27 protein-coding genes and 1 pseudogene are annotated in these 25,431 nt (G+C 73.4%); 14 read left to right on the forward strand and 14 right to left on the reverse strand.

All coding sequences use genetic code 11. The features are described 5' to 3' along the window. Positions 1–573 (reverse strand): maltotransferase domain-containing protein (locus ACFYOJ_RS29105; RefSeq protein ID WP_356556337.1); only part of this gene is annotated, 573 nt, incomplete at its 3' end. Between the two features lie 53 nt (positions 574–626). Further along, the gene (locus ACFYOJ_RS29110) at positions 627–947 is read right to left on the reverse strand and encodes a DUF5133 domain-containing protein (RefSeq protein WP_356556335.1); all 321 of its coding nucleotides are present in this window, start codon (positions 945–947) and stop codon (positions 627–629) included. 263 nt (positions 948–1,210) lie between these two features. On the opposite strand from ACFYOJ_RS29110, the gene ACFYOJ_RS29115 reads away from it, so the two are divergent. Further along, positions 1,211–1,726: a pep a2 gene (locus ACFYOJ_RS29115; RefSeq protein ID WP_356556333.1), complete on the forward strand. Its 516-nt coding sequence runs from the start codon at positions 1,211–1,213 to the stop codon at positions 1,724–1,726. Beyond that, positions 1,723–3,870, forward strand: coding sequence for a glycogen debranching protein GlgX (gene glgX / locus ACFYOJ_RS29120; protein ID WP_356556331.1), 2,148 nt, complete (start codon positions 1,723–1,725; stop codon positions 3,868–3,870). The genes ACFYOJ_RS29115 and glgX overlap by 4 nt, the downstream gene beginning before the upstream one ends. A gap of 19 nt (positions 3,871–3,889) precedes the next feature. On the opposite strand, the gene ACFYOJ_RS29125 is transcribed toward glgX, so the two are convergent. Then, positions 3,890–4,696 carry a VOC family protein gene (locus tag ACFYOJ_RS29125; protein WP_356556329.1) on the reverse strand — a complete coding sequence of 269 codons (807 nt, stop codon included), beginning with the start codon at positions 4,694–4,696 and terminating at the stop codon, positions 3,890–3,892. On the opposite strand from ACFYOJ_RS29125, the gene ACFYOJ_RS29130 reads away from it, so the two are divergent. Both ACFYOJ_RS29130 and ACFYOJ_RS29135 read left to right on the forward strand, forming a co-directional pair. Then, positions 4,688–4,939, forward strand: coding sequence for a hypothetical protein (locus ACFYOJ_RS29130; protein ID WP_356556327.1), 252 nt, complete (start codon positions 4,688–4,690; stop codon positions 4,937–4,939). The two genes, ACFYOJ_RS29125 and ACFYOJ_RS29130, sit on opposite strands and share 9 nt — an antisense overlap. A 2-nt stretch (positions 4,940–4,941) precedes the next feature. Then, positions 4,942–5,262, forward strand: coding sequence for an ANTAR domain-containing protein (locus ACFYOJ_RS29135; protein WP_356556326.1), 321 nt, complete (start codon positions 4,942–4,944; stop codon positions 5,260–5,262). Between the two features lie 98 nt (positions 5,263–5,360). Here the strand turns inward: ACFYOJ_RS29135 and ACFYOJ_RS29140 are convergent, their stop codons facing one another. Beyond that, complete coding sequence (locus tag ACFYOJ_RS29140) at positions 5,361–6,152, reverse strand: RNA polymerase sigma factor SigF (RefSeq protein ID WP_356556324.1); 792 nt, start codon at positions 6,150–6,152, stop codon at positions 5,361–5,363. A gap of 397 nt (positions 6,153–6,549) precedes the next feature. Here ACFYOJ_RS29140 and ACFYOJ_RS29145 point away from each other — a divergent pair, with 397 nt between their 5' ends. Continuing rightward, on the forward strand, positions 6,550–7,074 hold the full coding sequence (locus ACFYOJ_RS29145) for a hypothetical protein (protein WP_356556322.1): 525 nt from the start codon (positions 6,550–6,552) through the stop codon (positions 7,072–7,074). A gap of 32 nt (positions 7,075–7,106) precedes the next feature. Next, positions 7,107–7,226, forward strand: a pseudogene (locus tag ACFYOJ_RS29150) (TauD/TfdA family dioxygenase); the annotation flags it as partial. A 103-nt stretch (positions 7,227–7,329) separates the two neighbouring features. Here ACFYOJ_RS29150 and ACFYOJ_RS29155 read toward each other — a convergent pair. Further along, positions 7,330–7,950, reverse strand: a complete 621-nt coding sequence (locus tag ACFYOJ_RS29155) for an L-threonylcarbamoyladenylate synthase (RefSeq protein ID WP_356556320.1) — start codon at positions 7,948–7,950, stop codon at positions 7,330–7,332. A gap of 116 nt (positions 7,951–8,066) precedes the next feature. Here ACFYOJ_RS29155 and ACFYOJ_RS29160 point away from each other — a divergent pair, with 116 nt between their 5' ends. From ACFYOJ_RS29160 to ACFYOJ_RS29175, 4 genes are all read left to right on the forward strand, one after another. Beyond that, a complete protein-coding gene (locus ACFYOJ_RS29160) occupies positions 8,067–9,596 on the forward strand; it encodes a helix-turn-helix domain-containing protein (RefSeq protein WP_356556318.1) in 1,530 nt (509 codons plus the stop codon). Positions 9,597–9,974: 378 nt separating this feature from the next. Next, positions 9,975–11,633: a catalase gene (locus tag ACFYOJ_RS29165; protein WP_356556316.1), complete on the forward strand. Its 1,659-nt coding sequence runs from the start codon at positions 9,975–9,977 to the stop codon at positions 11,631–11,633. A 172-nt stretch (positions 11,634–11,805) separates the two neighbouring features. Beyond that, positions 11,806–12,129: a hypothetical protein gene (locus tag ACFYOJ_RS29170; protein WP_356556314.1), complete on the forward strand. Its 324-nt coding sequence runs from the start codon at positions 11,806–11,808 to the stop codon at positions 12,127–12,129. A gap of 303 nt (positions 12,130–12,432) precedes the next feature. Continuing rightward, positions 12,433–12,960, forward strand: coding sequence for a hypothetical protein (locus tag ACFYOJ_RS29175; RefSeq protein WP_356556312.1), 528 nt, complete (start codon positions 12,433–12,435; stop codon positions 12,958–12,960). Between the two features lie 33 nt (positions 12,961–12,993). Here the strand turns inward: ACFYOJ_RS29175 and ACFYOJ_RS29180 are convergent, their stop codons facing one another. Then, positions 12,994–14,358 (reverse strand): MFS transporter, encoded by a 1,365-nt coding sequence (locus tag ACFYOJ_RS29180; RefSeq protein ID WP_356556310.1) that lies wholly within the window; start codon positions 14,356–14,358, stop codon positions 12,994–12,996. 462 nt (positions 14,359–14,820) lie between these two features. Between ACFYOJ_RS29180 and ACFYOJ_RS29185 the strand changes: the two genes are divergently transcribed. Beyond that, the gene (locus ACFYOJ_RS29185) at positions 14,821–15,852 is read left to right on the forward strand and encodes an NAD-dependent epimerase/dehydratase family protein (RefSeq protein WP_356556308.1); all 1,032 of its coding nucleotides are present in this window, start codon (positions 14,821–14,823) and stop codon (positions 15,850–15,852) included. 188 nt (positions 15,853–16,040) lie between these two features. On the opposite strand, the gene ACFYOJ_RS29190 is transcribed toward ACFYOJ_RS29185, so the two are convergent. Both ACFYOJ_RS29190 and ACFYOJ_RS29195 read right to left on the reverse strand, forming a co-directional pair. Beyond that, positions 16,041–16,604: a hemerythrin domain-containing protein gene (locus tag ACFYOJ_RS29190; protein ID WP_356556307.1), complete on the reverse strand. Its 564-nt coding sequence runs from the start codon at positions 16,602–16,604 to the stop codon at positions 16,041–16,043. Between the two features lie 86 nt (positions 16,605–16,690). Next, the gene (locus ACFYOJ_RS29195; protein WP_356556305.1) at positions 16,691–17,224 is read right to left on the reverse strand and encodes a DoxX family protein; all 534 of its coding nucleotides are present in this window, start codon (positions 17,222–17,224) and stop codon (positions 16,691–16,693) included. 299 nt (positions 17,225–17,523) lie between these two features. Here ACFYOJ_RS29195 and ACFYOJ_RS29200 point away from each other — a divergent pair, with 299 nt between their 5' ends. Further along, positions 17,524–18,165: an N-acetyltransferase gene (locus ACFYOJ_RS29200; RefSeq protein ID WP_356556303.1), complete on the forward strand. Its 642-nt coding sequence runs from the start codon at positions 17,524–17,526 to the stop codon at positions 18,163–18,165. Positions 18,166–18,184: 19 nt separating this feature from the next. Here the strand turns inward: ACFYOJ_RS29200 and ACFYOJ_RS29205 are convergent, their stop codons facing one another. From ACFYOJ_RS29205 to ACFYOJ_RS29215, 3 genes are read right to left on the reverse strand one after another with little or no spacing between them, the layout of a single operon-like run. Continuing rightward, positions 18,185–18,913 carry a metallophosphoesterase gene (locus ACFYOJ_RS29205; RefSeq protein WP_356556301.1) on the reverse strand — a complete coding sequence of 243 codons (729 nt, stop codon included), beginning with the start codon at positions 18,911–18,913 and terminating at the stop codon, positions 18,185–18,187. Then, positions 18,913–19,209 (reverse strand): BON domain-containing protein, encoded by a 297-nt coding sequence (locus tag ACFYOJ_RS29210; protein ID WP_356556299.1) that lies wholly within the window; start codon positions 19,207–19,209, stop codon positions 18,913–18,915. The genes ACFYOJ_RS29205 and ACFYOJ_RS29210 overlap by 1 nt, the downstream gene beginning before the upstream one ends. Next, entirely contained in the window at positions 19,206–19,904 is a 699-nt protein-coding gene (locus ACFYOJ_RS29215; RefSeq protein WP_356556297.1) for a hypothetical protein, read from the reverse strand. The genes ACFYOJ_RS29210 and ACFYOJ_RS29215 overlap by 4 nt, the downstream gene beginning before the upstream one ends. Before the next feature lie 158 nt (positions 19,905–20,062). On the opposite strand from ACFYOJ_RS29215, the gene ACFYOJ_RS29220 reads away from it, so the two are divergent. Further along, entirely contained in the window at positions 20,063–20,371 is a 309-nt protein-coding gene (locus ACFYOJ_RS29220; RefSeq protein WP_356556295.1) for a hypothetical protein, read from the forward strand. A gap of 22 nt (positions 20,372–20,393) precedes the next feature. Here ACFYOJ_RS29220 and ACFYOJ_RS29225 read toward each other — a convergent pair whose 3' ends face one another. After that, the gene (locus tag ACFYOJ_RS29225) at positions 20,394–21,572 is read right to left on the reverse strand and encodes a PP2C family protein-serine/threonine phosphatase (protein WP_388598241.1); all 1,179 of its coding nucleotides are present in this window, start codon (positions 21,570–21,572) and stop codon (positions 20,394–20,396) included. A gap of 168 nt (positions 21,573–21,740) precedes the next feature. Here ACFYOJ_RS29225 and ACFYOJ_RS29230 point away from each other — a divergent pair, with 168 nt between their 5' ends. Next, complete coding sequence (locus ACFYOJ_RS29230; RefSeq protein WP_356556291.1) at positions 21,741–22,154, forward strand: SRPBCC family protein; 414 nt, start codon at positions 21,741–21,743, stop codon at positions 22,152–22,154. A 5-nt stretch (positions 22,155–22,159) separates the two neighbouring features. On the opposite strand, the gene ACFYOJ_RS29235 is transcribed toward ACFYOJ_RS29230, so the two are convergent. Beyond that, positions 22,160–23,002: an MBL fold metallo-hydrolase gene (locus tag ACFYOJ_RS29235; RefSeq protein ID WP_356556290.1), complete on the reverse strand. Its 843-nt coding sequence runs from the start codon at positions 23,000–23,002 to the stop codon at positions 22,160–22,162. Between the two features lie 119 nt (positions 23,003–23,121). After that, positions 23,122–24,816: a cytochrome c oxidase subunit I gene (gene ctaD / locus ACFYOJ_RS29240; RefSeq protein WP_356556288.1), complete on the reverse strand. Its 1,695-nt coding sequence runs from the start codon at positions 24,814–24,816 to the stop codon at positions 23,122–23,124. Between the last annotated feature and the right edge of the window lie 615 nt (positions 24,817–25,431).

A 25,431-nucleotide genomic window follows, 5' to 3' on the forward strand; every position in this document is an offset into this window, starting at 1 on the left:
CAGGGGCAGCGGTTCGGAGGTGGTGACCAGTTCCCGCAGCGGGTGCCGGGCCAGCACCGCGTCCACCTCCGGCGTCAACGCCGCCGCCAGCCGGGTGGCCACCGGCAGGGTGTCGTCGCCCAGCGTGGCCGCGGCCGCCAGCACCACGGCCCGTCCGGACCCCTTCGGCACCCCCGCGGCGGCCCGCCGGAACAGCTCGGCCCCCTCCTCCAGCACGAGACCGGTGTCGATGCCCGCCGGCACCTTGATCCCGGCGTGGCGCTTCCAGGTGGTGACCGGATCGCTCCATGCCTCCACCCGGTAGGTCCAGCGGCCCGGAGCCCCCGGGGTGACCTCCGCGCCCCAGCGGTCGCTCCCGGGCGTCAGCTCCCGCATCGGCGTCCACGGACCGGGCCGGCCCTCGGGATCCTTCAGCACGACGTTGGCCGCCACCGCGTCGTGCCCCTCCCGGAACACGGTCGCGGTGACCTCGAACGTCTCTCCCGCCACCGCTTTCGCCGGGCGATTGCCGCCCTCCACCACCGGGTGGACGTCCCGTACCGGGATACGCCCGATCTCCACGGCCGTGTTCATCCGTTCTCACCTCCGCCGTGCTCGAGGCCGGGCTGGGCGCCCGGCCGAAGGGGTCAAGCCGCGCCGGAGGGGGTTTTCCGCCCCGACGGGGAGAGCCGGTCCGCCGCCGGCGGGCCACGCCGGGCCGCTCGGGCGGTACGGGGCCGCTCGCTCTGTTCCTGCAGATAGGTGACCAGGTTCGTCCGCAGATACCGTTCCGCGGCGTCCGCCGCCTCGCGCGCGCACCGCTTGCCCATGAGCACGCACAGCGTGTAGCCGGAGTCCTCGAAGGTGGCCCGGACGCGCACGTCCGCGGGGGACGCGAGCATCATCCGTTCCCAGGCGCGGTAACGCCGCAGCTGCCGGGCGACTTCTGTCTTCGCAGGAAGCAGCATGGCCGGTCACCTTCCGGGACGGTCCGGTACGGACGATCTAGTTCTTCACACATGGTGCACGCACGGTCACCCGCCGTCTTGTTGGATCTTCAACGGCTTTTCCCGCCGGGACCCGGCCACCCGCCGCTCGTGTTGCACGAATGGACTACCGCTCCCACTCTGGAGTGACTCAGAAGCGACCAGTGCTCACGCTTCGTGCACGGGGAGCCCGTCCCCCACGGGACGCGGAGAGGCGAGAGCTTTCGCGGTGAGGAGCCACGACGATGAAGACCGCAGTGCCCTGCTACTACCACCTCGACGTGGAAGTGAGCCCGGAACGGGTCGGACAGGTCAGGCGCATCCTGGCCGCTCACCTCAGGTTCTGGGACCTGGAGAACCTCGTCGAACCCGTCTGCTCCGGCGCCGAGATGCTGCTGCGGGCGATCGACGAGCACGCGAGCGACAAGCACACGTCGATCGAGATGTGGTGGAACCGCCACCACCTCATCACGGCCGTAGGGGGCAACGACCACGCGCTCCGTCCCGACCAGGACCTGCGCACCTGTCTGCAGCACCTCGCCGCCAACAGCGACGGCTGGGGGTGCTGCGCCACCGAGACCGGGGCGAAGGTCATCTGGTTCTCGCAGCGTGCCCGCGCCGGCGAACGCGTACCGCTGGTGCCGACGGCACCGGAGCCGATCACCCAGGAGGGGCTGGAAGTGCCGCGAGAGATCATGCCGGTGGGCAGGGTGGCCGGACCGGCCAGCACCACCCACGGCGTTCTGGAGGAGGCCCGGTGACCCGGCCCAGGCCGAACTGGAAGGGGTCGCCCGTCTGGGGCGGGCACCCCTATCCGCTGGGAGCCTCGTACGACGGGCAGGGCACCAACTTCGCCCTGTTCAGCGAGGTCGCCGAACGCGTCGACCTCGTCCTCGTGGACGAGGACGGCACCCACAGCACCGTCCCGCTGCCCGAGGTCGACGGCTTCGTCTGGCACTGCTACCTGCCCGGCGTCGGCCCGGGGCAGCGCTACGGCTACCGGGTCCACGGTCCGTGGGCCCCGGCCGTGGGCCACCGCTGCAACCCGGCCAAGCTCCTGCTCGACCCCTACACCCGCGCCGTGGACGGGATGGCGGACAACCACCCGTCCCTCTTCGAGCGCGCCCAGGGCAGGCCCGACCCGGCCGACAGCGCCGGGCACACCATGCTCGGCGTCGTCACCGACCCCTTCTTCGACTGGGGCGACGACCGCCCGCCCCGGCGCCCCTACTCCGAGACCGTGATCTACGAGGCCCACGTCCGCGGCATCAGCCGCACCCATCCCGACGTCCCCGAGGAACTGCGGGGCACCTACGCCGGGCTGGCGCACCCGGCGGTCGTGGACCACCTGACCTCCCTCGGCGTGACCGCCGTCGAGCTGATGCCGGTGCACCAGTTCGTGCACGACGGCGTCCTCACGGACCGGGGCCTGTCCAACTACTGGGGCTACAACACCATCGGCTTCTTCGCGCCGCACAACGGCTACGCCGCCCTCGGCACCCGCGGGCAGCAGGTCACCGAGTTCAAGTCGATGGTCAAGACCCTGCACGAGGCCGGCCTCGAGGTCATCCTCGACGTGGTCTACAACCACACCGCCGAGGGCAACGAGAGGGGCCCCACCCTCTCCTTCCGCGGCATCGACAACGCCTCGTACTACCGCCTGGTCGACGGCGACTGGCAGCACTACTACGACACCACCGGCACCGGCAACAGCCTGCTGATGCGGCACCCCTACGTGCTCCAGCTGATCATGGACTCGCTGCGGTACTGGGTGACCGAGATGCACGTCGACGGCTTCCGCTTCGACCTGGCGGCCACCCTGGCCCGGCAGTTCCACGAGGTGGACCGGCTGTCGGCGTTCTTCGACCTCATCCAGCAGGACCCGGTGATCAGCCGCGTCAAACTGATCGCCGAGCCCTGGGACCTCGGCGAGGGCGGCTACCAGGTGGGCAACTTCCCCCAGCTGTGGTCGGAGTGGAACGGCATGTACCGGGACGCCGTACGGGACTTCTGGCGGGGTGAGGAGCACACGCTCGGCGAGTTCGCGTCCCGGCTGACCGGCTCGTCCGACCTCTACCAGCACAGCCGGCGCCGGCCCCGCGCCAGTGTCAACTTCGTCACCGCGCACGACGGTTTCACCCTGCGCGACCTCGTGTCGTACAACGACAAGCACAACGAGGCCAACGGCGAGGGCAACCGGGACGGCGAGAGCCACAACCGGTCCTGGAACTGCGGTGCCGAAGGCCGCACGAAGGACCCGGCGGTCCTGGAGCTGCGCGGCCGCCAGCAGCGCAACTTCCTCGCCACGCTGCTGCTCTCCCAGGGCATCCCGATGCTCTGCCACGGCGACGAACTGGGCCGCACCCAGCGCGGCAACAACAACGCCTACTGCCAGGACAACGAGATCTCCTGGATCGACTGGCGGCTGGACGACGAACAGCGCGGCCTGCTGGACTTCACCCGGCGCCTCATCGCCCTGCGCACCACCCACCCCGTGCTGCGCCGGCGCCGCTACTTCCGCGGCGAGACGGTGACCAACGCCGACCAGCCGCTGCCCGACCTGGTGTGGCTGCTGCCGGACGCCCGGGAGATGTCCGACGACGACTGGCAGCGCTCCGACGCCCACGCCGTCGGCGTCTTCCTCAACGGCGACGCCATCGCCGAACCCGACCCGTGCGGCCGCCGGGTCGTCGACGACTCCTTCCTGCTGCTGCTCAACAGCCACTGGGAGCCGACGGACTTCCGGCTGCCCGACGTCACCTACGGCGAACGCTGGACGACCCTCGTCGACACCGCCGAGCCGGAGGGACCCCCGGACGAGGCGGAGCACAAGGCGGGCACCGTGCTCACCGTCGAGTCGCGCAGCCTGGTGCTGCTCTCCCGGCCGTCCCGCACCGGCCGGTGAGAGCGTGCACCCGGCCGGCTCAGTCCCCGGGACGGCGCGCGGTCACCGTGAACTGCGCGCCGTCCCCGTCGCGGAGCACGGCCTCGGTCTCACCCGTCGCCAGTACGCCGCCCCCGTGCAGCTCGGCGGCGCGCACGCAGGAGGTGACGTCGTCGACCGCGAAGTGCACCTGCCAGTGCGGCCGGACGGCCGGGTCCGGAGCGGCCCCCAGGGCACCCGACTCGATGCGCGCCACGACGTCGCCCTGGCTGCGCAGCACGACCTCGTCGCCCTCGTACCGGACCTCGCAACAGCCCTCGGCCCCCGACGCCCAGTCGAAGACCTCGCCGTAGAAGATGGCGGCGTCGAAGGCGTCGCGGGTGTGCAGCCGGATGAAGGCGGGACGGGAGGAGCGCCAGGTCTCCCAGTCCGTGAAGAGTTCGCCCTCCCAGATCCCGAAGGTCGCGCCGTCGCGGTCGGCGAGCAGCGCCGCCCGGCCGGGCGGCAGGGAGATCGGGCCGACCGCGGCCGTACCGCCGCGCTCCTGCGCCCGCGAGACGGCGTCGTCGGCGCTGCGCACGGCGAAGTACGGCGTCCAGGCCACCGCCATCTGCCACATTCCGGCGACGGCGGCGATCCCGGCGACCGGCACCCCGTCGGCCAGGGCGATCCGGAAGGGGTCGCCCAGCTTGGCGGGACGCCACCGCCAGCCCAGGACGGCGGAGTAGAACTTCTCGGTGGCCTCGAGGTCGCGGCTGGTCAGGCTCACCCAGCACGGGGCCCCGAACACGGAGTGGGTGGAGAGGCGGCTCTCCGCGCCGGCGGGGGAGGAGGTGTCGTGGTTCATGGCAGTCGCGTCCTGGTCTCGTCCACCGGCAGCCACCGGTTCCACACCAGTGTCCGGCCGGAACAGCGGCGGGCGCCTGCCGAGTACCCCGGCGGCGACGCCGAAACGGTGGCCCGCGCACCCCGGACGGCCCAGTGGCGCCCGGCGGCGCATGTGGTGACCATGGAGGCGTCGGAGCGGTACCGCGCGGCACGGGCGGACCGTGCGGCACAGGTGGCGGTGACACGCCGGATCCGGAGGTGACCATGCCCACGGACGGGGGCCCGGACCAGATCTTCCGGCTGCAGGAGGAGGTCCGGCAGCTGAAGGAGGCGGTCGTCTCGCACGCCGTCGTCGACCAGGCGATCGGGATGATGGTCGTACTCGGCCGGATGGCACCGGACGAGGGGTGGCTCGTACTCAAGGAAGTTTCCCAGCATACGAACATCAAACTGCGCAATGTCGCGGAACTGATACTCATCTGGGGGCGCACAGGAGTGATGCCGGAGCAGATCCGGGTCGCCCTGGAGGACGCCCTCGACCGGCACGGTCCCACGCAGATACCCGGCGCTCCCTCACGGAGGTGACGACGCCGCTGGCGGCCCGGTGGCGGCAGAGCCGGTGGTGCCGGCGTCGCGGCGGAGCGCGGCCGTGCGCCCGGGTGGGGCCGCGGCCGCGCCTTTGCTCAGTGGGCCTCCGCGAGGATCTCCTCGCGGATCCGGTCGAAGCAGCCGCTGAGCAGCCGCGAGACGTGCATCTGCGAGATGCCGAGCTGCTGCGCGATGCGGCTCTGCGTCATCCCGCGGAAGAACCGCAGGTAGAGGATGGTGCGCTCGCGTTCGGGCAGCGCCTCCAGGCAGGGGCGCACCGCCACCCGGTCGACGACCGTGTCGAAGGCCGGGTCCAGGCCGCCGAGCGCGTCCCCGAGGGCGTACCCGTCGGTGCCCGGCATCTCCGCCTCCAGCGAGAGGGCGGAGAAGCACTCCAGCGCCTCCATGCCGGTGCGGACCTCGGCCGTGGTCAGATGCGCGTGCTCGGCGATCTCCTCGACCGTGGGGGCGCGGCCCGGCGTGGTCTGCGCCAGTTCCTTCGCCGCGCGGCGCACCCGGTTGCGCAGGTCCTGGATCCGGCGCGGCACGTGCAGCGTCCACATGTGGTCGCGGAAGTGCCGCTTGATCTCGCCGGTCACGGTCGGCACGGCGTACGCCTCGAAGGCGTGGCCGCGTCCGGGGTCGTAGTGGTCGACGGCCTTGACCAGGCCGAGGGCCGCCACCTGGTAGAGGTCGTCCAGGTTCTCGCCGCGCCCGCGGAAGCGGACGGCGATCCGCTCCGCCATGGGCAGCCAGACCTGGATCAGTTCGTCCCGCAGCGCCTTGCGCTCCGGGCCGTCGGGCAGCTCGGCGAGCCGTTCGAACGCGGCGGCCGTGTCGGGTGCGTCGTCGTGCGGGTGGGGCTTGGTTCTGCTGGCGATACGCATGGCTGCGCACCTCCCTCAGCAGGGGTGCCGGGTGGACAGAACACCGGGGCGCCGGAGCGTTCCGGCCCCCACGGACGTGCCTGGTGTCCGAAGCACTGACAGGGCCATTCCCGATCGCCCCCAATCCAAAACAAGTCATCGTATATGCGGACATTATGCTCAGGTGGTGTCCGGCGGGCATCCGGGCGGCCGCGCGGCCGGGCCGCAGGCGGGTGCGGAACGTGATGTGCGGCACGCTCGCTGTGATCACCCGGAGGGGGCGCGGCGGATAGCCGCTGCGCAACGCTTGATCACCGATCAAAGGGGACGAACCGCCTGGCCATGGCGCATTCCGCTCGTTTGACAGTGCGCTGAGCACACGGATAGGAAGCAGCTTCGGGAAGTCGAGAGGTGTGCTGTGTACGAGCCGAACGTGGTCGGTGACTGGCAGGAATACGACGAACACGCCGGTCTGCGGGTCCGCGTCCACCGTCTTGAGCGGGCCGAACCGCCGCGTGGCCGCGACGACGCCGCCGAGGGGCTGACCTACTTCAGCGTCCGGGTGAGCGTCGAGAACCGCGGCGGCCGGCCCTTCCTGGTGCACCTGGAGGACGGACAGATCGACGTGCGGGTCGGCCCCGACGGCGAGGGCGCGTTCCTCGACTGGCGCAACTCCCAGTTCGTCGAGGGCTTCGAGGTCCATCCGCTGCGCCGCGTCACCGCCGTCCTCTACGGGGCCGGACCGGAGGCGAGTCTCGGCCAGGTGGACGTACAGGTGCAGCTGCGCGTGGACGAGGAGTGGGCCGGCCGGCGGCTGTGGACCGGCGGACTCGGGCTGCACGAGGCGGCCGGCGGGACCCCGCCCGGATCGGTGCGCGAGGGCGGTCTGGTGCACCAGCTGAGCGCCTTCCTGCGGGACCAGGCGGAGGAGGGCACCGCCTGAACCGCCGGCGGTGCCTTCTCGTCCCGAGCGGCGACGCCCGCCTGGGCCATCCCCGGATCATGCACCGCGTGATGCTCGCCGGTGAGGTGCCCGCCGGAGTCGACGGCACCCCCTCCGCGCCGGTCACCGGCAGCGAGCCGGGCCGCTGGTGACCCGTACGGGCACCGGGCGGCCGGGCCGGACGAGCGGGACCGCCGCCCCGTCCCCGGCCGGCCGCTCCGGGCGGACGCGCCGCCTCCGTACGAGGGCGGCGTGCTACTCGAACCGGGCCGTGTCCCCCGCGCCCCGGCGCACGATCTCCGCCTCCCCGCCGGAGAAGTCGACGACCGTGGTCGGCTCGGTGCCGCAGTCCCCGGAGTCGATCACCGCGTCCACCACGTGGTCGAGCCGGTCCTTGATCTCCCAGCCCTGCGTCATCGGCTCCTCCTCGTCGGGCAGCAGCAGGGTGCTGGACAGCAGCGGCTCCCCGAGCTCGGCCAGCAGCGCCTGGGTGACCACGTGGTCGGGGATGCGCACGCCGACCGTCTTCTTCTTCGGGTGCTGCAGCATGCGCGGCACCTCCCTCGTCGCCGGCAGGATGAACGTGTAGCTCCCCGGGGTCGACGCCTTGATCGCCCGGAACACGTCGTTGTCGATCTGCACGAACCGGCCGAGCTGCGCGAAGTCCTGGCACACCAGCGTGAAGTGGTGCCGGCTGTCCAGGTTCCGGATCGACCGGATGCGGTCGGTCCCGTCGCGGCTGCCCAGGCGGCAGCCCAGCGCGTAGCAGGAGTCCGTCGGGTACGCGATCAGCGCGCCCGCGCGGACGCTGTCGGCGACCTGGGCGATGCTGCGCGGCTGGGGGTTGTCGGGGTGCACGTCGAAGTACTTCGCCATTCACCGAGCTTATGCCGCCCGCGCACCCGCCCGCCGCGCGCTCCGCCCCGCCGGCCCGTATGAGGTAACGTCCCCGGCCGGGGCCGAAGGCGGACGAGGACGAGGAGCGGGCCGACGTGGCGGGCCGGGAGGACGGGGCACCGCGGCGGGACGCGGGGGCGGGCGGGCACGACGACTGGGCCCGGGAGCTGCTGGAGCACCTGCGGCCGGCCGGACGCGACGTGGGCAGGGTCGTGACCTGGCTCGCCGGGGCCGTGCACGCGGACGTGACACTGCGGGACGCCACCGGCCGCCTGCCGGCCGGCACCCCCGCGCAGGTGGACGAGAACCTGGTCGCGGACGTCACCGCCGGCCGGATCGCCTCCGCCGCCCTGGAGGACCGGGGCCGCCACCTGCGACTGGTACGCGTGGAGCGCGCCGGCCCCGCGCCGTCCGCCGTCCTCGTGGTCGCCCGCGACAGCCCCTTCGACCGGCGGGCCACGGACATCGTCACGCACACCGCCCAGGTCGTCGGCCTGCTCCTGGCCTCGCAGGAGTCCGCCGTCGCCGCGCACCGGCTGCGGCGGGCGACCGCCGACCTGCGCCTGGCCATCCTGCAACTGCTGATGGTCGAGGACACCGTCTCCGCGCGCCGCGTGGCCGCCGGGCTCTGGCCGGGCCTCCTCGACACCGACGCGGCCTGTGTCTACGTCATGGAGAGCGCCCCCGAGGAGCGTGACCGCCTCGTCGAGGAGTGCGTGTCGGCGACGGACCGGCAGGCCCTGGTGGTGCGCTGCCCGGCCGTGGACGGGCACATCATCGTCGTGTCGCCCCGCGAGACGGCCGGTGAGGCGCTGCGCGCGCTCGTCGGCCGGCTTCCCGGCGTCTTCCTCGGCGGCAGCGCCCGGCACGGCCTCGCCCGCACCGCCACCGCGTACGGACAGGCCGTGAGCGCCCTGGCCGTGGCCCGCTTCCGGCCGGAGCGGGCGGCCGTGTACGCCGAGCGGACCCGCCCCGAGCGCCTGATGGACCCGGCCGTGCTGCGCCGCTGGTCGGCCCGCGTCCTGTGCCCGCTCGACACGCTGCCCCACCACACCCGTGCCGAACTGCTCGCCACCACCCGGCTCGGCCTGGAGTTCACCGCCGTCAACACGGCCAGGATCCTCGGCGTCAGCCGCAACACCGTCCGCGCCCGCATGGACCGCGTCGAGACACTGCTGCGCACCGACTTCACCGACCTGACCGCCCGCGCCGCCGTCCACCTCGCGCTGAACGCCGAGGCAGGACTCGAGGCGCTCCCCGAAGAGGACGCCCCCGGGCCCGGTCCGTCCCGCCTCGCCGACCTGCTGGCCGGACCCGCGCTGCGCGTGTGGGCCGGCGACCTGCTGAGCCGGCTGGCGTCCGACCCCCGCGACCTGCGGCGCACGCTGCGCACCTGGATCCGCGCCGGCGGCAACGCCGAACGGGCCGCCCGGACGCTCGGCGTCCACGCCCAGACCGTGCGCGAGCACGTCCGCAGCGCGGAACCCGTGCTGGAACGCGAGCTGCTCGCCGGCGGCAGCGACCTGTACGAGGTGGTGCTGGCCCATCTGGCGGCCGGGGAGCTCGGCCGGCCCCGGCTGCACGGGACGGAACCGGGCCATCCGGACTCATCTGTGCACGAGTGAGTCCCCGTGGCCCGGCGGCGGGCACCGCGACGGTTCACAACGGCGACCCGCCCACGTAGGTTCGACGGGCCGAGGGGGCACGACCGGAACGGGGGACCGGTCGCGCTCCGTGCGGCCTCCACGGGGGAGACGGCCGGTCCTGGCGGACCGGCCGTTCGCGTTCCCCCGGCCCTTCGCGAGCGACCGCGAGAACCCCGGCGGCGGGAGCCTCGCCCTGTCGCACCGGCCCGCACGACACCGTCACCGAAGCTGCGCAAACTGAGGTGTGACGGACAGTGCGCGGCCGGGTACCCGGGCCGCCCAGGTGCGCGGCCGACGGCCGCCTCGCAGCTCAGGGCCGCGTCCGACGCCGGCCACGAGTCGAAGGAGCCCACGAGAATGACGGACGTATCGAGCCAGGGGCCCGCCCCGGGCGACGACCGGAAGGTGCTCACCAACCGGCAGGGACACCCCGTCCACGACAACCAGAACCAGCGCACGGTCGGCGCCCGTGGCCCCGCCACGCTGGAGAACTACCAGTTCCTGGAGAAGATCAGCCACTTCGACCGGGAGCGCATCCCCGAGCGTGTCGTGCACGCCCGCGGCGTGACCGCGTACGGCTATTTCGAGGCGTACGGGAAGTGGGGCGAGGAGCCGGTCTCCCGCTACACCCGGGCCAAGCTCTTCCAGGAGAAGGGCAAGCGCACCGACGTCGCCGTCCGCTTCTCCACCGTCATCGGCGGACGCGACTCCTCCGAGGCCGCCCGCGACCCCCGCGGCTTCGCCGTGAAGTTCTACACCGAGGACGGCAACTGGGACCTCGTCGGCAACAACCTGGGCGTCTTCTTCATCCGGGACGCGATCAAGTTCCCGGACGTCATCCATGCCCTCAAGCCGGACCCGGTCACCTTCGAGCAGCAGCCGCGGCGCATCTTCGACTTCATGTCGCAGACGCCGGAGAGCATGCACATGCTGGTCAACCTGTTCAGCCCGCGCGGCATCCCGGCGGACTACCGCCACCAGCAGGGCTTCGGCGTCAACACCTACAAGTGGGTCAACGCCGAGGGCGAGACCAAGCTGGTCAAGTACCACTGGATGCCCAAGCAGGGCGTGCGCAGCATGACCGAACAGGACGCGGCCAACGTCCAGGCCGACTCCCTCGGCCACGCCACCAAGGACCTCTACGAGGCCGTGGCGCGCGGGGAGTACCCCGAGTGGGAGCTGCTCGTCCAGATGATGGACGACCACGACCACCCGGAGCTGGACTTCGACCCGCTGGACGACACCAAGACCTGGCCGGAGCAGGACTTCCCGCCCAGGCCCGTCGGCCGGATGGTGCTGAACCGGATGCCGGAGAACTTCTTCGCGGAGAACGAGCAGATCTCCTTCGGCACCGGCGTCCTCGTCGACGGCCTGGACTTCTCCGACGACAAGATGCTCGTCGGCCGCACCTTCTCCTACAGCGACACCCAGCGCTACCGGGTCGGCCCCAACTACCTCCAGCTCCCCGTCAACCAGGCCAAGAACGCGCAGGTCCGCACCAACCAGCGCGACGGCCAGATGACGTACCACGTGGACGGCGGCGGCGAGAACCCGATCGTCAACTACGAGCCGTCGATCACCGGCGGCCTGCGCGAGGCGCAGTACCCCACCGAGGACGAGCAGGGGCCGGAGATCCGCGGCCGGCTCACCCGCAAGCGCATCCCGCGCACCAACGACTACCTCCAGGCCGGGCAGCGCTACCTGCTCATGGAGGAGTGGGAGCGCGACGACCTGGTGGCGAACTTCGTCAACCTGCTCTCCCAGTGCGACCGGCCGGTGCAGGAGCGCATGGTGTGGCACTTCCTGCTGGTCGAGAACGACCTCGGCCTGCGGGTCGGCGAGGGCCTCGGCATCAGCCCGCAGGACGTCTCGCACCTGGAGCCGCTGGCGAGCCAGGACCTCACCGACGAGGACCGCGAGCGCCTGGCCAACCTCGGCAAGAACCCGCCGCGGAACGTCGAGGGCCTGACGATGACCCACTGCGTCCCGAACGAACGGCACGTCGTGACGCGCTGACACCGTCGGCCGCCCGGCGTCCGCAGCCGGCGTCCGCCGCGGCACAGGCCGCCCAGGCCGCCCACCCGGCCGGGGCGGCCTGCGCGTGCCGGCCCGCGCGGGACCCGCCGACCTGGTGAAAAACGCTCTGCGTGTCGATCGGACCCCCCGGTAGCGGGGGAGCAGTGGGATTATGAACAGTTCAGCATTCCATCGCACCATCGTGCTGCCGGCTCCCGTGTGCGAGCAGGCCGCACAGCATCTCGAGCAGGCGGTCCAGAAGTCCATCGACGGCGCGGCGACGCCGTGGCGCGCGTTCCGCGGGGCCGACGGCGACGACTTCGCGTTCTCCGTGCCGGTGGTCGAGCAGGCCGCCGGCTGCCTGCTGGTGCTGGCCGCCGAGAGCGCCCAGACCCTGCGCCCGTCCGCCCTGCGCGCCCTGATCAGCGTCGCCCTGCACCTGCGGGACGCCGCGGAAGCCGTACGCCGCCCCGCCCTCGCCTGCGGGAACTGGTGAGTCCGGGCCCGGTCCGGGGAGGGCGCGGGGGACGGTGACCCGTTGCCGGGCCCGTACCCGGCGGCATCCGGGCGCACCGGGAGAGGGCGCGGGCACCGCCGGGTGAGCGCCGGTGACGCACGGCCGGACAGGCGGGGCGGGGGAGCGGGTGTGGCCGAGACCACGTGCCGGACGAGACCCGGACCATGTCCCGCCTCGTGGGCCGCGGGCTACCGTTTCCGCGGGCTTTCCCGTCCCGGGACCCCCGCCCTCGCGGGGAGGAGCCCTTCTGTCCCCGAGAAGAGCAGTTCGGACGGTCCGGCAGTGCAAGCAGATCTCTCCCCCGTCATCGCGGCGACCACCCAGTGGCTCACGTGCGCCTACCCGGCGTCCGGCGGCGCGCTGGCCTCGGTTCTGTGCGAGGTGCAGGCGCGGCAGGCCGTGACGGCCGCGGCCCGGCTGCGCTACCCCACCCCGATGGACGCCGCGCTGATGTCCGTGGCGGGTCCCGGGGGCTCCGCCCGGCTCGACTGGATCACCGGCGCGGACGCCACGCCCGCCGCCGGCCCGGACACGGACGCCTGGCGGACCTGGGTGGACGAGGTCGTCACGAGCTGGGCGGCCTGTCTGCTGTCCGATCCGGAACTGGCCGCCCTGGCCGTGACGGAGCTCGCCGGGGCCGGCCCCGGCGCGGGGACGCCCGCCGAGTTCCGGCGTCTGCTCGCGCCCGACGACCGTGACCGGCGGGCGGCGGCGCTCCTGCGCCACCCCGACCTGCTCGCGTCGGTGGCGCAGCTCCACCGGGAGCAGCTCCTCGCCCGGCTGAAGCCGGGACGGGCCCTGGCCGCCTGAGCCCGGCACCGCTCCCGCCCGTTCCGGGCGGGCTCAGGCGGCCGTTCCCAGTACCGTCCCGGCCGGGGCGTCCTTGTCCGCGGCGCGTACGGCCACGGGCGCCGTGGAGCGGCGGCGCAGGAGGTGGCCCGCGCCGATGGTGCCGGCGATGATCAGGCCGCCCGCCATCAGCGCACCGCGCACCCCCGCCAGCTCCATGAGCAGACCGAGCGCCGGGGGCCCGCCGAGGCTCCACACCGTGCCGACGCTGCCCCACACTCCGAGCACCCGGCCCCGCAGATGCTCCGGCGGGTCGGTCTGCAGGACCGCCGTGCCCGCGGTGTCGGAGACGGACTCCACCACCGCCATCGGCAGCACCATCACCAGCAGGACGGCCAGCGACGGCGACAGTCCCGCCGCCACCTGCAGCAGGCCGCCCGCCGCCGCCAGCGCGCCCACGACCCGCACCGAGGGGCGGCGCAGCCTGGCCCCCAGCACCGCGCCGACGATGCCGCCGGCCGCCAGGACCGTGGAGACCGTCCCGAACGAACCGGCGCCGCCCGCGAGCGGCCCGGTGACGAGCACCGCCAGGGTGAGCTGGTAGTTGCGCCCGAAGACGGCGCTGACGCCGGTGACGCCGGCCAGCGCCAGCAGCCGGGGCCGGCGGGCGAAGAAGACCAGGCCCTCCCGCACGCTCATGCCGCCGTCCGCGTCACGCCGGCGCCGCGCGCCGCGCACCGCCGCCCCGGCCTTCCGGACCGCCCCGCGCGCGGGGCGCAGGAAGGGGATGACCGAGGCCACGAACAGGAAGGACAGCCCGTTCGCGGCGTACGCGGCGGCCGTGCCCAGGAAGCCGACCGTCACGCCGGCCAGTGCCGCGCCGGTGAGCCGGCCCGCCTGGTGCACCAGCGCGCCCACCCCGATGGCCGACGGCACGTCCTCCGGCGGGACGAGGTCGTTGCCCAGCAGGGAGCAGGCCGGGCCGTCCACGGTGGCGATGACACCGGTGACGGCGGCCAGCACCATCAGGGTGGGGACGTCGAGCCGGTCCAGCGCCACCAGCAGGGCCGTGGTGAAGGCCACCGTGCCGAGCAGGGCCTGACTGACCGCGGCGGTCAGCCTCCGCGGCCAGCGGTCGACGGCCGCGCCGCCGAACACACTGATCAGCAGCGCGGGCGCGGCCTGGACGGACATCGACAGGCCCGTCGTCGCGGCGGACCCGGTGATCTGCAGGACCAGGAGGTTCTGCACCGTGAGCTGCATCCAGGTGCCGGCGTTCGACACGAAGTTCGCGACGGACCACCAGCGCATGCTGCGGTACCGCAGGGAGCGCCACGGAGAGCGGGACGCGGCCTCGGAGGGGGCCGGCGCGCGAGGCGGCGCGGGGGCCGGTGAGGCGGGGACAGAAGAGGAAGACACAGGTGCGCCACTCGAAGACGGGTCGCGGGACCCGGAAGGGACAGAGGTGGGTCGGAAGGGAACGGAGAGGGGGGAGTGGGACACCGGCTGCGCTGCGCGGCCACTCCGGGAGCCGGGACACGGCGCGGACCATCGTGGCAGAAGGGACGGCCGAGTCGGTGCCGGCCGGCAGTCCGGCACCGGCGCCCGAGGCGCCAAAGCCCTTCACCACAGGGCCGGTTGACGCCGCGAGTGTCGTTGCACACAGGGAACGGGCGGCGCGGGCCCCGGCCCGCGCCGCGGTGACGGCGGCCACAGCGCGGGCTTCCGCTCCGGCCGGCCTTGCACGGGGCGCCCCCGCAGGGGGACACGCACCCGGGGACGGCGGTCGGCGTCGGAGCATGAACGCGACTCGGCGGGGCACCCGGGGCGCGCTCGACACGCGTTCCGCCGGTGCAGCGCGGAGGAAGGACGGTCGTCCTCATGATGCCGATGGCGGCGTTCAGCACGTCCGACGGGCCCCGCGTGCCGTGGGGCCGCGTCCTGGTCACCGGCGGTGCCGGGTTCCTCGGCTCCCGCCTGTGCACCCGCCTGCTGGATTCGGGCGCCGAAGTCGACTGCGTCGACAACCTCTCCACGGGACGGGCCGAGAAGGTGGCCCACCTGGCGGGCCGCCCCGGCTTCCGCTTCCTGGAACGGGACATCCGCGAGCCCGGCTGTGCGGACGGCCTCACCGGCCCGTACGACCTGGTCCTGCACCTGGCCGGCCCCGCCTCCTGCCCCGCCGCCGGGCCGGACCGGCCCATGGAGCTGCTCGACGCCGGCGGCCTCGGCACCCGCGCCGCACTGGCCGTCGCGCACCGGGACGGCGCACGGTTCCTGCTCGCCTCCTCACCGCCGGCCCACCCGGACGGCCCGGACCCCGCGGCCCCCGGACCCGGCACCGGCCCGGCCCTCCCGCACAGTGCCCGCACCGAGGCCGTCCGGTTCGCCGAGGCCCTGGTCACCGCGCACGCGGGCGCCCACGGCTCGGACGCCGGCATCGTGCGGCTGTTCGGCGGCTACGGCCCCGGCATGCGGTCCGACGGCGCCGGAACACCCGCCGCCATGATCGAGCAGGCCCTCGCGGGACAGCCGGTCACCGTGGCCGGCGACGGCGGCCACAGGTTCCCCCTGTGCTACGTCGACGACATGGCCGACGGCGTCCTGCGCGTCGCTGCCGGCCACTCGGTCAGGCCCGTGGACATCGGCGGCGACGAGGCTCCGACGGCCCTGGAGATCGCACGGCACGTGATCGGACTGACCGGCTCGGACTCGCCGCTCGCCTTCGTCACCCCCGAGGACGGCCGGCCCGCACCGCCCCGCCCCCTCACCGGCTTCGCCCGCGAGATCTTCGGCTGGCTGCCGGGTGTGACCTGGCAGGACGGCCTGGAACGCACCGTCGCCTCCTTCCGGGACCGCCCCGAACCCGTACCGACAGCGGCCCCGGAGCGCGCGGGGGAGCGGTGGGCCTGAAGGAGAAGACGCAAGGAGAAGAGGGGGGGGGGGGGGGGGGGGGGGATGCCCCCCCCCCCCCACCCACTGGTGGGGGCGGCGGGCCGGCCCCCCGCCCCCCCCCCCCCCCCCCCCCCCCCCTCCCCCCCCCCCCCCCCCCCCCCCCCCCCCCCCCCCCCCCCCCCCACGTCTGTGGTCCGTACGCCCGGTCAGCCGGACCTGCCCCGGCCCGTCAGCGCGTCGCGGACCCGGTCGACCATGCCCGCACCCGGCGCCAGCAGCTTGTTCATCGGCGGCTTGTCCGGTGCGGACGGATGCGGCCGCGTCGGCGCCGTCCTCTTCGCCTGCCGGACCTTGTCGCCCAGCTCGTCCAGGGCGTGCGCCGGGCACGCCTCGCGCAGCCGGGGGAAGAGATTGCCCTCCTCGTCGGCGACGTGTGCACGGATCTCGCTCATCAGCCTGCCGATCAACCGGTCGAACTCGGGGTCGTCCGCCCCGCAGCCCTCCAGATCCTTCATGATCTGCTCGGCCTCCGCGTGGTCCTCCAGCTCCTTGTCGGCGAGGGCGCCCCCGTTCGCCACGTGCTCGCGGACGGCGGGGTAGAGGTACGCCTCCTCCGCCACCGAGTGACGCACCAGCTCGATCGTCGCCTGGTCGGCGTAGAGCTTGCGGTCCTTGTGGCCGGGCGGCAGCGCCTCGATCTTCCCGAAGAGCTCCTCGACCTCGCGGTGGTCGGTCGTCAGCTCGTCGATGACGTTTCCTCCGTGTCCCACGTTCCACCTCCAGTCAGGTCGTGGCGGCCACGGGACCGGCCGCCACGGGCCCCGGGTCCCCCGGCGCGCGCCGCGCTAACGCCCGTTCAGCAGCCCAGCCGTGCCCGCACGCCACCGGCGGCCGTCGCGGGGCGTGCCGCGGCCCGGACCGAGCGCTGCACCGTGTGGGCCTCGTGCCGCAGGCCCTTGGCGGCGTGCCGGCCGCGCCACATCAGCGAGGGCGCGCCCCCGGTGTCGTCGGCGGCGATCAGCAGACCGCCCAGCATGGACAGGTTCTTCAGGAAGTGGATGCGCTGCTGGGCCCGCTCGCCCGGGTCCTCCGCCTCCCAGAAGCGGTGCGCGGCCAGTGTGGTGGGGACCAGGGTCGCGGCGACGGCCAGCGCGGCCACCCGGGGGAAGCGGCCGAGGCCGAGCATGACCCCGCCCACCACCTGCACGGCGCCGTTGAGCCGTACGAGCTGTTCGGTGCTGTCCGGCAGCACGCTCACGCGCTCCGTCACGGGACGCACGACGGCTTCGGCCAGCGGCGCCACGCTCTCGGGACTGCGCAGGGACTGCAGGCCGCCGGCGACGAACATCGAGGCGAGCATCGGCCGGCCGGCCATACGCAGAAGACTCATGGTGCTCACTCCAGGGGTGCCAGGTGTGGGATGTCTACAGGGATCATCAGGTGCCCCGGCCGGGCGGCGCCATTCGGCGCCGGGCGCGCGACCGGCGGCCGACGGCACCGGGCACCACGGATTCCGCGCAGGTCACAGGCGGTGGGGGAGCGGCGGCGACACGTCCTCGGCGGCGGTGCCGGTCCGGCGCATTCGGCGCAGCGTCCGCGGGTGACGGACCGGCGCGAGAGCCGGACGGTCCGGGCACCACAGACGTCAGGCCCCTTGTGGGAGCGCTCCCAAAAAGGCAGGATGCTGCGGTGACCCCGACCGCAGCCGTACGCCCGTACCGTCCCGCCGACGCCCCGGCCCTCGACGACATCTGCATCCGCACCGCCCACAACGGCCGCGACAGCCGGCCCGTCTACGCCGACCCCTCCGTCCTGCCCGTCCTCTTCGCCGCCCCCTACGTCCACCTCGACCCGGACCTGGCCTTCGTGCTGGACGACGGGCGGGGACAGGCGGTCGGATACATCCTCGGGACGGCGGACACCCCGCGCTTCGCCAGGGAGTTCCGCACCGAGTGGCTGCCCCGCCACGCGGACCGTTACCCGGCACCGGACGGCACGCCCGGCACCCCGGACGAACTCATGGCCGCCCTGCTGCACGACCCCGAGCGCATGATCGTCCCCGAGCTGGCCGCCTACCCGGCCCATCTGCACATCGACCTGCTGCCCGAGTGGCAGGGCCGCGGATTCGGCCGGGAGCTCATGCGGACGTTCTGGCGGGCGCTGCGCGAGCGCGGCGTGCCGGCCGTCCACCTGGTGATGGCGACGGCCAACACCCCGGCCCGCGCCTTCTACGACCGCATGGGCTTCCATGTCGTCGAGGCGGCCGGCCCGGACCCCGCGGACGTCACCTGCCTGGGGCGGACCACCGGGGAGCGCCCCGGACGGCCCTGACCCCGTCCGGGGCGGGCGCTCAGGCCGCCGGGGTCAGCCGGTAGACGTTGAAGGCCCGGCGGATCACGGGCTGGGCCACGTTGCGCACCCGCACCCCGCCCGCCGTCATGCCGTGCTCGGTGCCCAGATGGGCGTGGCCGTGCACGGCGAGGTCCGCGCCTGCCGTGTCGATCGCCTCGGCCAGCAGATAGCTGCCGAGGAACGGATGGATCTCCGGCGGCTCGCCGGCGAGCGTGTCGGCGACGGGGGAGAAGTGGGTCAGCGCGACCCGTGCCGCGCAGCCCGCGTCGTCCAGTTCCTCCAGTGCGGCGTGCAGACTGTCCGCCGAACGGCGCGTGGTGCGGACGAACTCCTTCATCACCGGCTCGCCGAACTCGCCGGCGCTGCGGCCCACGAAGCCGCCGCCGAACCCCTTGGTCCCGGCGACACCGACGCGGGTGCCGGCGCACTCCACGACCGTCGCCTCGCCCTCCAGAACCGTCACACCGGCGTCCCGGAGGAGGGCGGTGACCTTCTCCGGCTGCTCGTCGTGGTGGTCGTGGTTGCCGAGGACGGCCACCACCGGCACCGGCAGGCCGCTCAGCTCCCGGGCCACCACCCGCGCCTCCTCCGGAGTGCCGTGCCGGGTGAGGTCACCGGCGAGCAGCAGCAGATCGGCGCAGTCGGGCAGCGTCTCGAAGGCGGGACGCAGCAGCCCCTGGCTCTCCAGGCCCATGTGGATGTCCCCGACGGCGGCGACGCGTACCATCACAGCTCCTCCGCATGGTCGGGACGGGTGGTGTCGGCCACCACGACGTCGCTGTGCACGGTGACCCCGGCCAGCTCCTCGCGCACGATCCGCAGCAGGGTCTCCCGGCACTGCGCGGAGGGCACCGTGCCGGTCACCGCCACGGCCCCGGCCCGGATCTCGGCCCGCACCCCCAGCTCGCCGAGCTCCTCGGCGGCGAGCCGGTCGTGCAGGTGGGCTACGCGGTACTCGATGTTCCCGGCGGCGGGCGCGGGACCGCTCGCGGCGGGCCCCTGATGTCCGACGGGGTCGCTCATCGGTGCTCCTCCTCGGTGGACGGGGCCGGAGAGATGATCTCCAGCCGTTCGAGGACGTAGAAGAACGCGGCGGGCAACGGGGCGTCCCCGCAGTCGTGGCGCAGCTCGTCCCAGTCGACCTTCTCCCGGAGGGTGCGGGCGACGGGCAGCACCGCCCCGAAGTCGCAGTGGTGCTCCGAGAAGGACGCCAGCAGGCCGCGCAGCAGGTCGGTCGGCGACAGGACGGGCATGAGCACCGAGTCGACGGAGAGCTCCTCGGCCCGCTCCAGCATCCGCGAGGTGACGGGCCGGTGCGCCAGCTCGAAGATGAGGTCGACCTGCTGCCCCAGGCAGTCGGCCTTCAGCAGCCAGTCCTCGGGGGGCGTGCGGACCTCGACGCCGGCCTTTCGCAGCGTGCCGGCGACGGCCTCCGCGTCGTCGGGCCGGATGCAGAAGTCGACGTCGTGCCGGAGGTTCTGGGTGCAGCCGTGCGCGTACACGGCCACGCTGCCCGCCAGCGCGAACGGGTGCCCCGCCTTCTTCAGGATCGCGCCCACCTGCTTGGCGGTCTGGAGGATGGCCTGGTTGAGGTCGACCGGGAGCTCCCCGGTACCCAGGCCGTCGACGGGGGCGGGCCGTACGTCCCCCGCCGTCGGACGAAGCTCGGAAACGCCGGCGCGCTGATCGAGAGCGTGATCGTCGGCGGGCTGCGTCATCGGTGTCCCCTCTCCGGGTCGTCTCTCCGGGTTGCCGCCGTCCACGGCGAACCGGCCGTCACCCCTTCGCGGGTACCCGGCGCGGCACGGGCGACACGACGGCGCACCGGGTCTCCCGGCACGGTGCGCACCCGGCCGGCCGCGGGCACCCGGCCGGTATGAACGGCAACCGAGGGAACGAACAGGGCGACGCGGAGCGCCGTACCGTCGAGCGGCTGGTGGAGGCGTGGCTGGAGGAGACCGGGCGGCACGACCGGGCCGCGGAGCGGGAGGCACGCGCCGGCTGGGAACGGGGCGCGCTGCCCGACCGCGCCGCGCAGGACCTGGCGACCTGGGTCACCGCGCGGATCACCGACACCGGCTTCACCGAGGACGAGGGCCCCTGGACCGACAGCCCGGTCCGCATCAGCCCGTCGGACAAGGAGACGGTGCACCGCTGGCTGCGGGCCCACGGGCACGCCGTGTGACGCGCGCGGCGGGCCACGGGCGTCAGCCGGCCCGGTGCCGCCACTCGAACATCAGGAGCGTCGCGTCGTCCCGCAGCCGGCCCTCCTGCGTGTCCAGGATCGAGTGGATCAGACGCCGCATGGACTCCGGCGCCAGCTCACCGCCGGCCGTGGCCCGGATGACGTAGTCCGCGAACCGTTCGAGGCCCATCAGCTCGGCCTCCCGGGTGCGGGCCTCGGTGACCCCGTCGGTGTACATCAGCACACGGTCCCCGGGCTCCAGGGACATCTCGTGGATCCGGCGCGGCCGGGCCGCGAGGAGGGACGGCATGCCCATCGGCGGGTCCGCGTCCCGTTCCATGGCGTCGGTGATCAGCCGGTCGTCACGGATCAGGATGGGCGGCGGGTGACCGCAGTTGCACCAGCGCAGCAGGCCCGTGGCCAGGTCCAGCTGGGCGATGACCGCCGTGCAGAACTTGTCCGGCAGCCAGCGCGAGAGCGCCTCGTCCACGATCTCCACCAGCTCGGGCAGATCGGCGCCGTTGCGCCGCGCGTTGCGGCAGGCCGCCAGCGACACCGCGCTGGTGAGACCGGAGGCGAGGTCGTGCCCCATCGAGTCGAGGACCGTGACGTGCAGCGTCGTCTCGGTGAGCGAGTGGTCGAAGGCGTCGCCGCCGATCTCGTAGGCGGGCTCGAGGACGGCCGTCGACACCACCTGGGCGTTGCCGATGGTGCGCGGCGGCAGGAAGGCCCGCAGCATCTCGGAGGGCAGGTGCATCCGCTGGGTGCGGGTGCGCCGTACGTAGGAGTCCTCGTACGCCCGCTTCGAGGTGATCATCATGGCCAGCAGCGAGGCGAGGGCCCTGCCGCGGGAGAGCGAGGACGAGGTGAGCGCCGTCTGGTGCACGGCCAGCACGCCGAGCCGCTCCGCGCCGTCCAGCAGCGGGAACCAGGCGGTGATGCCGCCGGCCTCCGACTCCTCCACCCGCAGCGCCTGCGTACGGTACGCCCAGCCCGCCAGCGACCCGTCGACGGGTATCGGCGAGGCCACGTCGGTCTGGGGGACGAGATGCCGCTGCTGGAGGTCGACGAGGTAGAGCACGGCGTGCTGCAGCCCGAGGGCCTTGGAGCAGCGGGCCACGGCGCCGGCCAGGTCGAGCGTCAGGTGACCCGGATCGGCGAGGAATTCCAGGAGCGCGTCGTTCGCCTCCGACGTCGACACCTCGTCTCCCCTCGTCGAGCGGACGCCGCGCCGGGGCGCCCTGCGCAGCAGTCTGGCACCGCGCACGGAGCCGCGCCCGCCGGGCGGAGCGTGCGCCGGACGCTTCGGTCCCGGCAGACCGGGCACGCGGTCCGTCGTACGGACCCGAGCGCCGAGGAGTGGTGCCCCATGACCGAGTACGAGCGTTCACGGACCATGCCCGCCCAGCCCGAGCAGGTGTTCGACCAGGTCGCGGACGTCGGCCGGCTGGACACCTGGCTCCCGCGGGACCTGCACGTGGAGGCCGGGGAACCGCCCGCGGTCACCGTGCACGAGGACCGCGGCGGCCACGACACCTCCGCGCTGCTGAGCGCCCGGCCCGAGCAGATGCGGCTGGAGTGGGGCACCCGCGACCAGGGCTCCTACGCCGGCTGGCTGCAGGTGGCGGGCCTCGACGGCGGGACCAGCGAGGTCACCGTGCACCTGTCGTTCTTCGACGACAGCCACGACCCGGGCGAGCGGGCGGTGGCCGAGGCCCTCGACACCAGCCTGCGGCGCCTGGAGGAGCAGGTGCACCGGAGCGCCGGCGGCACGGCCGGCTAGCCGCGCTACGTCACGGCCGGCGGTCCGCCGCCCGGGGCGAGGACCGCCCGCTGACCGTGGCGGCAGTGCACGATCCGGTCGGCGAGCCCCCGGCGGCCGGCCTCGGCGAGGAAGGCGTCGAGCGGTGAGCGGAAGACCGTGTAGTCGTCGTAGTGCACCGGCAGGATCAGCCGGGGGTCCAGGCGCCGTGCGAGCTCCGCGCCCGCACGGCCGTCCAGGGTCACCACGAAGCCGCCCGGCAGCGTGGTACCGCCCAGGTGCAGCACCGCCAGGTCCACGTCGGGGAAGCGCCGGACGATCTCGTCCAGCCCCTCGAAGAGCAGCGTGTCCCCGGACACGTACAGCCGGTGCAGCACAGGGCCGCCGGCCGGCCCGAACTCCAGCAGGCTGCCCATCACCGGCGGCAGCAGCCGCCGCAGCGCCGGGTGGCCCGCGTGGCGGCCGGGCAGCGCCGTGACGCGTGCCCGGGCGTCCCCGTGCGACACGGTCTCCCGCTGCCAGGTGCGCAGCCCCACGGCCCGGTGGAAACCGTGCACGCCCTGCAGCCGGCGGGAGGCGTGCGGAGTGGTGACGATCGGCACCGACCGGGACAGATGCCGCCGGGCCACCCGGTCCCAGTGGTCGCCGTGCAGATGGGACAGCACCACGGCGTCCAGGTCCGGCAGGTCGCGCGGGTCGAGCGCCGGCTCGGTCAGGCGCCGGCTCGTCAGGCCGTGACCGAGGTAGGCGCGCTGCCCGCGGTGCAGGAAGTTCGGATCGGTCAGCAGACTCAGCCCGCGGTACCGGAGCAGCACCGTCGCGTTGCCGATGAAGTGGATCCGGAGGCTGTCGTCGGGGGACGGGGACATGAGCGTGCTCCTGTCCGGGAGTACTCGCCGGATCCGGGTGCCCGGATCCTCGTCGACGCCCCAGTACCCCTCGCACCACCGCTCACCCGGGCGCACGGCGGCCGAGGGGCCGTACGCCGTCAGGAGCCCGGCTCCACGGCGTCGCGCCGTCCGCTGCTCTCCGCCTGGTCCAGTCGGGTGAGGGCCGGGTGGTGCAGGTCGAAGGCCGGTGACTCCGAGCGCACGCGCGGCAGGGCGTGGAAGTTGTGGCGCGGCGGCGGGCACGAGGTGACCCACTCCAGGGAACGGCCGTACCCCCACGGGTCGTCGACCCCGACCGGCGTGCCGTACCTGGCGGTCCTCCACACGTTGTACAGGAACGGCAGCGTGGACAGGCCCAGCAGGAACGCGCCGACGGTGGAGACCGTGTTGAGGACGGTGAAGCCGTCGGCGGCGAGATAGTCGGCGTAGCGGCGGGGCATGCCCTCGACACCCAGCCAGTGCTGGACCAGGAACGTGGTGTGGAAGCCCGCGAACAGCGTCCAGAAGTGCACCTTCTCCAGCCGGTGGTCCAGCATGCGGCCCGTCATCTTCGGCCACCAGAAGCTGAAACCCGCGAACATCGCGAACACGATCGTGCCGAACAGCACGTAGTGGAAGTGCGCGACCACGAAGTACGAGTCGGTGACGTGCCAGTCCAGCGGCGGCGAACCGAGGATCACCCCGGTCAGGCCGCCGAAGAGGAACGTGACCAGGAAGCCGGCCGCCCACAGCATCGGCGGCTCGAAGGACAGGGACCCCTTCCACATCGTGCCGATCCAGTTGAAGAACTTTACCCCGGTGGGCACGGCGATGAGATACGTCAGGAACGAGAAGAACGGCAGCAGCACGGCCCCCGTGGCGAACATGTGGTGCGCCCACACGGTGGCCGACAGCCCGGCGATGGCGAGGGTGGCGCCGACCAGGCCCACGTAACCGAAGATCGGCTTGCGCGCGAAGACCGGGAGGATCTCCGTGACGACCCCGAAGAACGGCAGCGCCAGGATGTACACCTCGGGGTGGCCGAAGAACCAGAACAGGTGCTGCCACAGGATCGCCCCGCCGTACCGGGCGTCGAAGACGTGCGCGCCGAACTGGCGGTCCGCCTCCAGCACCAGCAGGGCGGCCGCCAGCACGGGGAAGGCCAGCAGCACGAGCACCGAGGTGAGCAGCACGTTCCAGACGAAGATCGGCATGCGGAAGATCGTCATGCCGGGGGCGCGCATGCAGATGATCGTGGTGATGAAGTTGACCGCGCCGAGGATGGTGCCGAAGCCGGACAGCGCCAGTCCCGTGATCCACAGATCGCCGCCGAGGTAGGGGGTGCGCTCGCCGCCGCTGAGCGGGGTGTAGGCGGTCCAGCCGAAGTCGGCGGCGCCCTGCGGGGTGAGGAAACTGCTCAGCACGATCAGGCCGCCGAAGAGGAACAGCCAGTACGAGAGCATGTTCAGCCGGGGGAAGGCGACGTCGGGGGAGCCGATCTGCAACGGCATGATCGCGTTGGCGAACCCGGCGAAGGTGGGGGTGGCGAACAGCAGCAGCATGATCGTGCCGTGCATCGTGAACGCCTGGTTGTACTGCTCGTGGGAGAGCAACTGCAGCCCGGGACGGGCCAGTTCCGCCCGGACCAGCATCGCCAGCACCCCGGCGGCCAGGAAGAACCCGAACGACGTGATGAGATACAGGTGGCCGATGCGCTTGTGGTCGGTCGTGGTCAGCCAGGAGACGAGCACCCGGCCTCTGCGGCGGCGTCGTGCCGCCGGGACCGGCGCGGTCGGTTCGGTCTGTGTCGCCATCGGACCAGAGCACCGCAGACACGTCCGGCCGAGTCGACGCCACGTCACACACCCACCGGAGTGGGGCCGAACGGCTGACCGTTTGTATCCGTCCGGGTGCGTCGCGGACCCGGAGGAACGAAGCGGCCGTCACCCGAACAGCCCTCCCTCGCTACTGGCGGCGGCCGATCCGGTGTCTCCTGGAGGGTGTCAGCGGCGTCCAGGCTGGGAGGCCGGTCATGTACGAAATGTGCGTGGGCCCGGAGAAGACGGGCGGAGCGTTGGTGTGGCACGTGATGGCCAAACAGGCCGCGGCCACCTTGTGCGGACAGAGGCTCCGCGAACGTATCGAGGCATCCGACGGCGAACGGGCACGGCACTGCCCGGACTGCATGGCCTCGTTCGAGAGACTCATGGCGACAACGCCGAGCTGACGGGCCGTCCGCGACGCAGTCCGTGACGCGCTCCGCCCCGCCGCATCCCGCGGCGGGGCGGAGCGCGTGCCGCGGCGGGACATCGTGCGGACGGTCCGCGCCCCGCCGGCCGCGACGATCACCCGCCCGGCGCAGTGTCACCGGGACCGGCCGGGGAAGACGCAGGCCGTGCCGGGCGTGCGTCCTCCCGCGTCCGGCACGG

Origin of the sequence: Streptomyces sp. NPDC006384 (assembly GCF_042870695.1) — a bacterium.
Lineage (GTDB): Bacteria > Actinomycetota > Actinomycetes > Streptomycetales > Streptomycetaceae > Streptomyces.

Bases quoted from the DNA above. Each gene is read 5' to 3' on its own strand.
- ACFYOJ_RS29115 (WP_356556333.1), top strand. From the start codon at position 1,211: ATGAAGACCGCAGTGCCCTGCTACTACCACCTCGACGTGGAAGTGAGC.
- ACFYOJ_RS29205 (WP_356556301.1), bottom strand. From the start codon at position 18,913: ATGGTACGCGTCGCCGCCGTCGGGGACATCCACATGGGCCTGGAGAGC.
- ACFYOJ_RS29215 (WP_356556297.1), bottom strand. From the start codon at position 19,904: ATGACGCAGCCCGCCGACGATCACGCTCTCGATCAGCGCGCCGGCGTT.
- ACFYOJ_RS29155 (WP_356556320.1), bottom strand. From the start codon at position 7,950: ATGGCGAAGTACTTCGACGTGCACCCCGACAACCCCCAGCCGCGCAGC.
- ACFYOJ_RS29220 (WP_356556295.1), top strand. From the start codon at position 20,063: ATGAACGGCAACCGAGGGAACGAACAGGGCGACGCGGAGCGCCGTACC.
- ACFYOJ_RS29170 (WP_356556314.1), top strand. From the start codon at position 11,806: ATGAACAGTTCAGCATTCCATCGCACCATCGTGCTGCCGGCTCCCGTG.
- ACFYOJ_RS29140 (WP_356556324.1), bottom strand. From the start codon at position 6,152: ATGCGTATCGCCAGCAGAACCAAGCCCCACCCGCACGACGACGCACCC.
- ACFYOJ_RS29235 (WP_356556290.1), bottom strand. From the start codon at position 23,002: ATGTCCCCGTCCCCCGACGACAGCCTCCGGATCCACTTCATCGGCAAC.
- ACFYOJ_RS29185 (WP_356556308.1), top strand. From the start codon at position 14,821: ATGATGCCGATGGCGGCGTTCAGCACGTCCGACGGGCCCCGCGTGCCG.
- ctaD (WP_356556288.1), bottom strand. From the start codon at position 24,816: ATGGCGACACAGACCGAACCGACCGCGCCGGTCCCGGCGGCACGACGC.
- ACFYOJ_RS29125 (WP_356556329.1), bottom strand. From the start codon at position 4,696: ATGAACCACGACACCTCCTCCCCCGCCGGCGCGGAGAGCCGCCTCTCC.
- ACFYOJ_RS29165 (WP_356556316.1), top strand. From the start codon at position 9,975: ATGACGGACGTATCGAGCCAGGGGCCCGCCCCGGGCGACGACCGGAAG.
- ACFYOJ_RS29135 (WP_356556326.1), top strand. From the start codon at position 4,942: ATGCCCACGGACGGGGGCCCGGACCAGATCTTCCGGCTGCAGGAGGAG.
- ACFYOJ_RS29230 (WP_356556291.1), top strand. From the start codon at position 21,741: ATGACCGAGTACGAGCGTTCACGGACCATGCCCGCCCAGCCCGAGCAG.
- ACFYOJ_RS29110 (WP_356556335.1), bottom strand. From the start codon at position 947: ATGCTGCTTCCTGCGAAGACAGAAGTCGCCCGGCAGCTGCGGCGTTAC.
- ACFYOJ_RS29210 (WP_356556299.1), bottom strand. From the start codon at position 19,209: ATGAGCGACCCCGTCGGACATCAGGGGCCCGCCGCGAGCGGTCCCGCG.
- ACFYOJ_RS29195 (WP_356556305.1), bottom strand. From the start codon at position 17,224: ATGAGTCTTCTGCGTATGGCCGGCCGGCCGATGCTCGCCTCGATGTTC.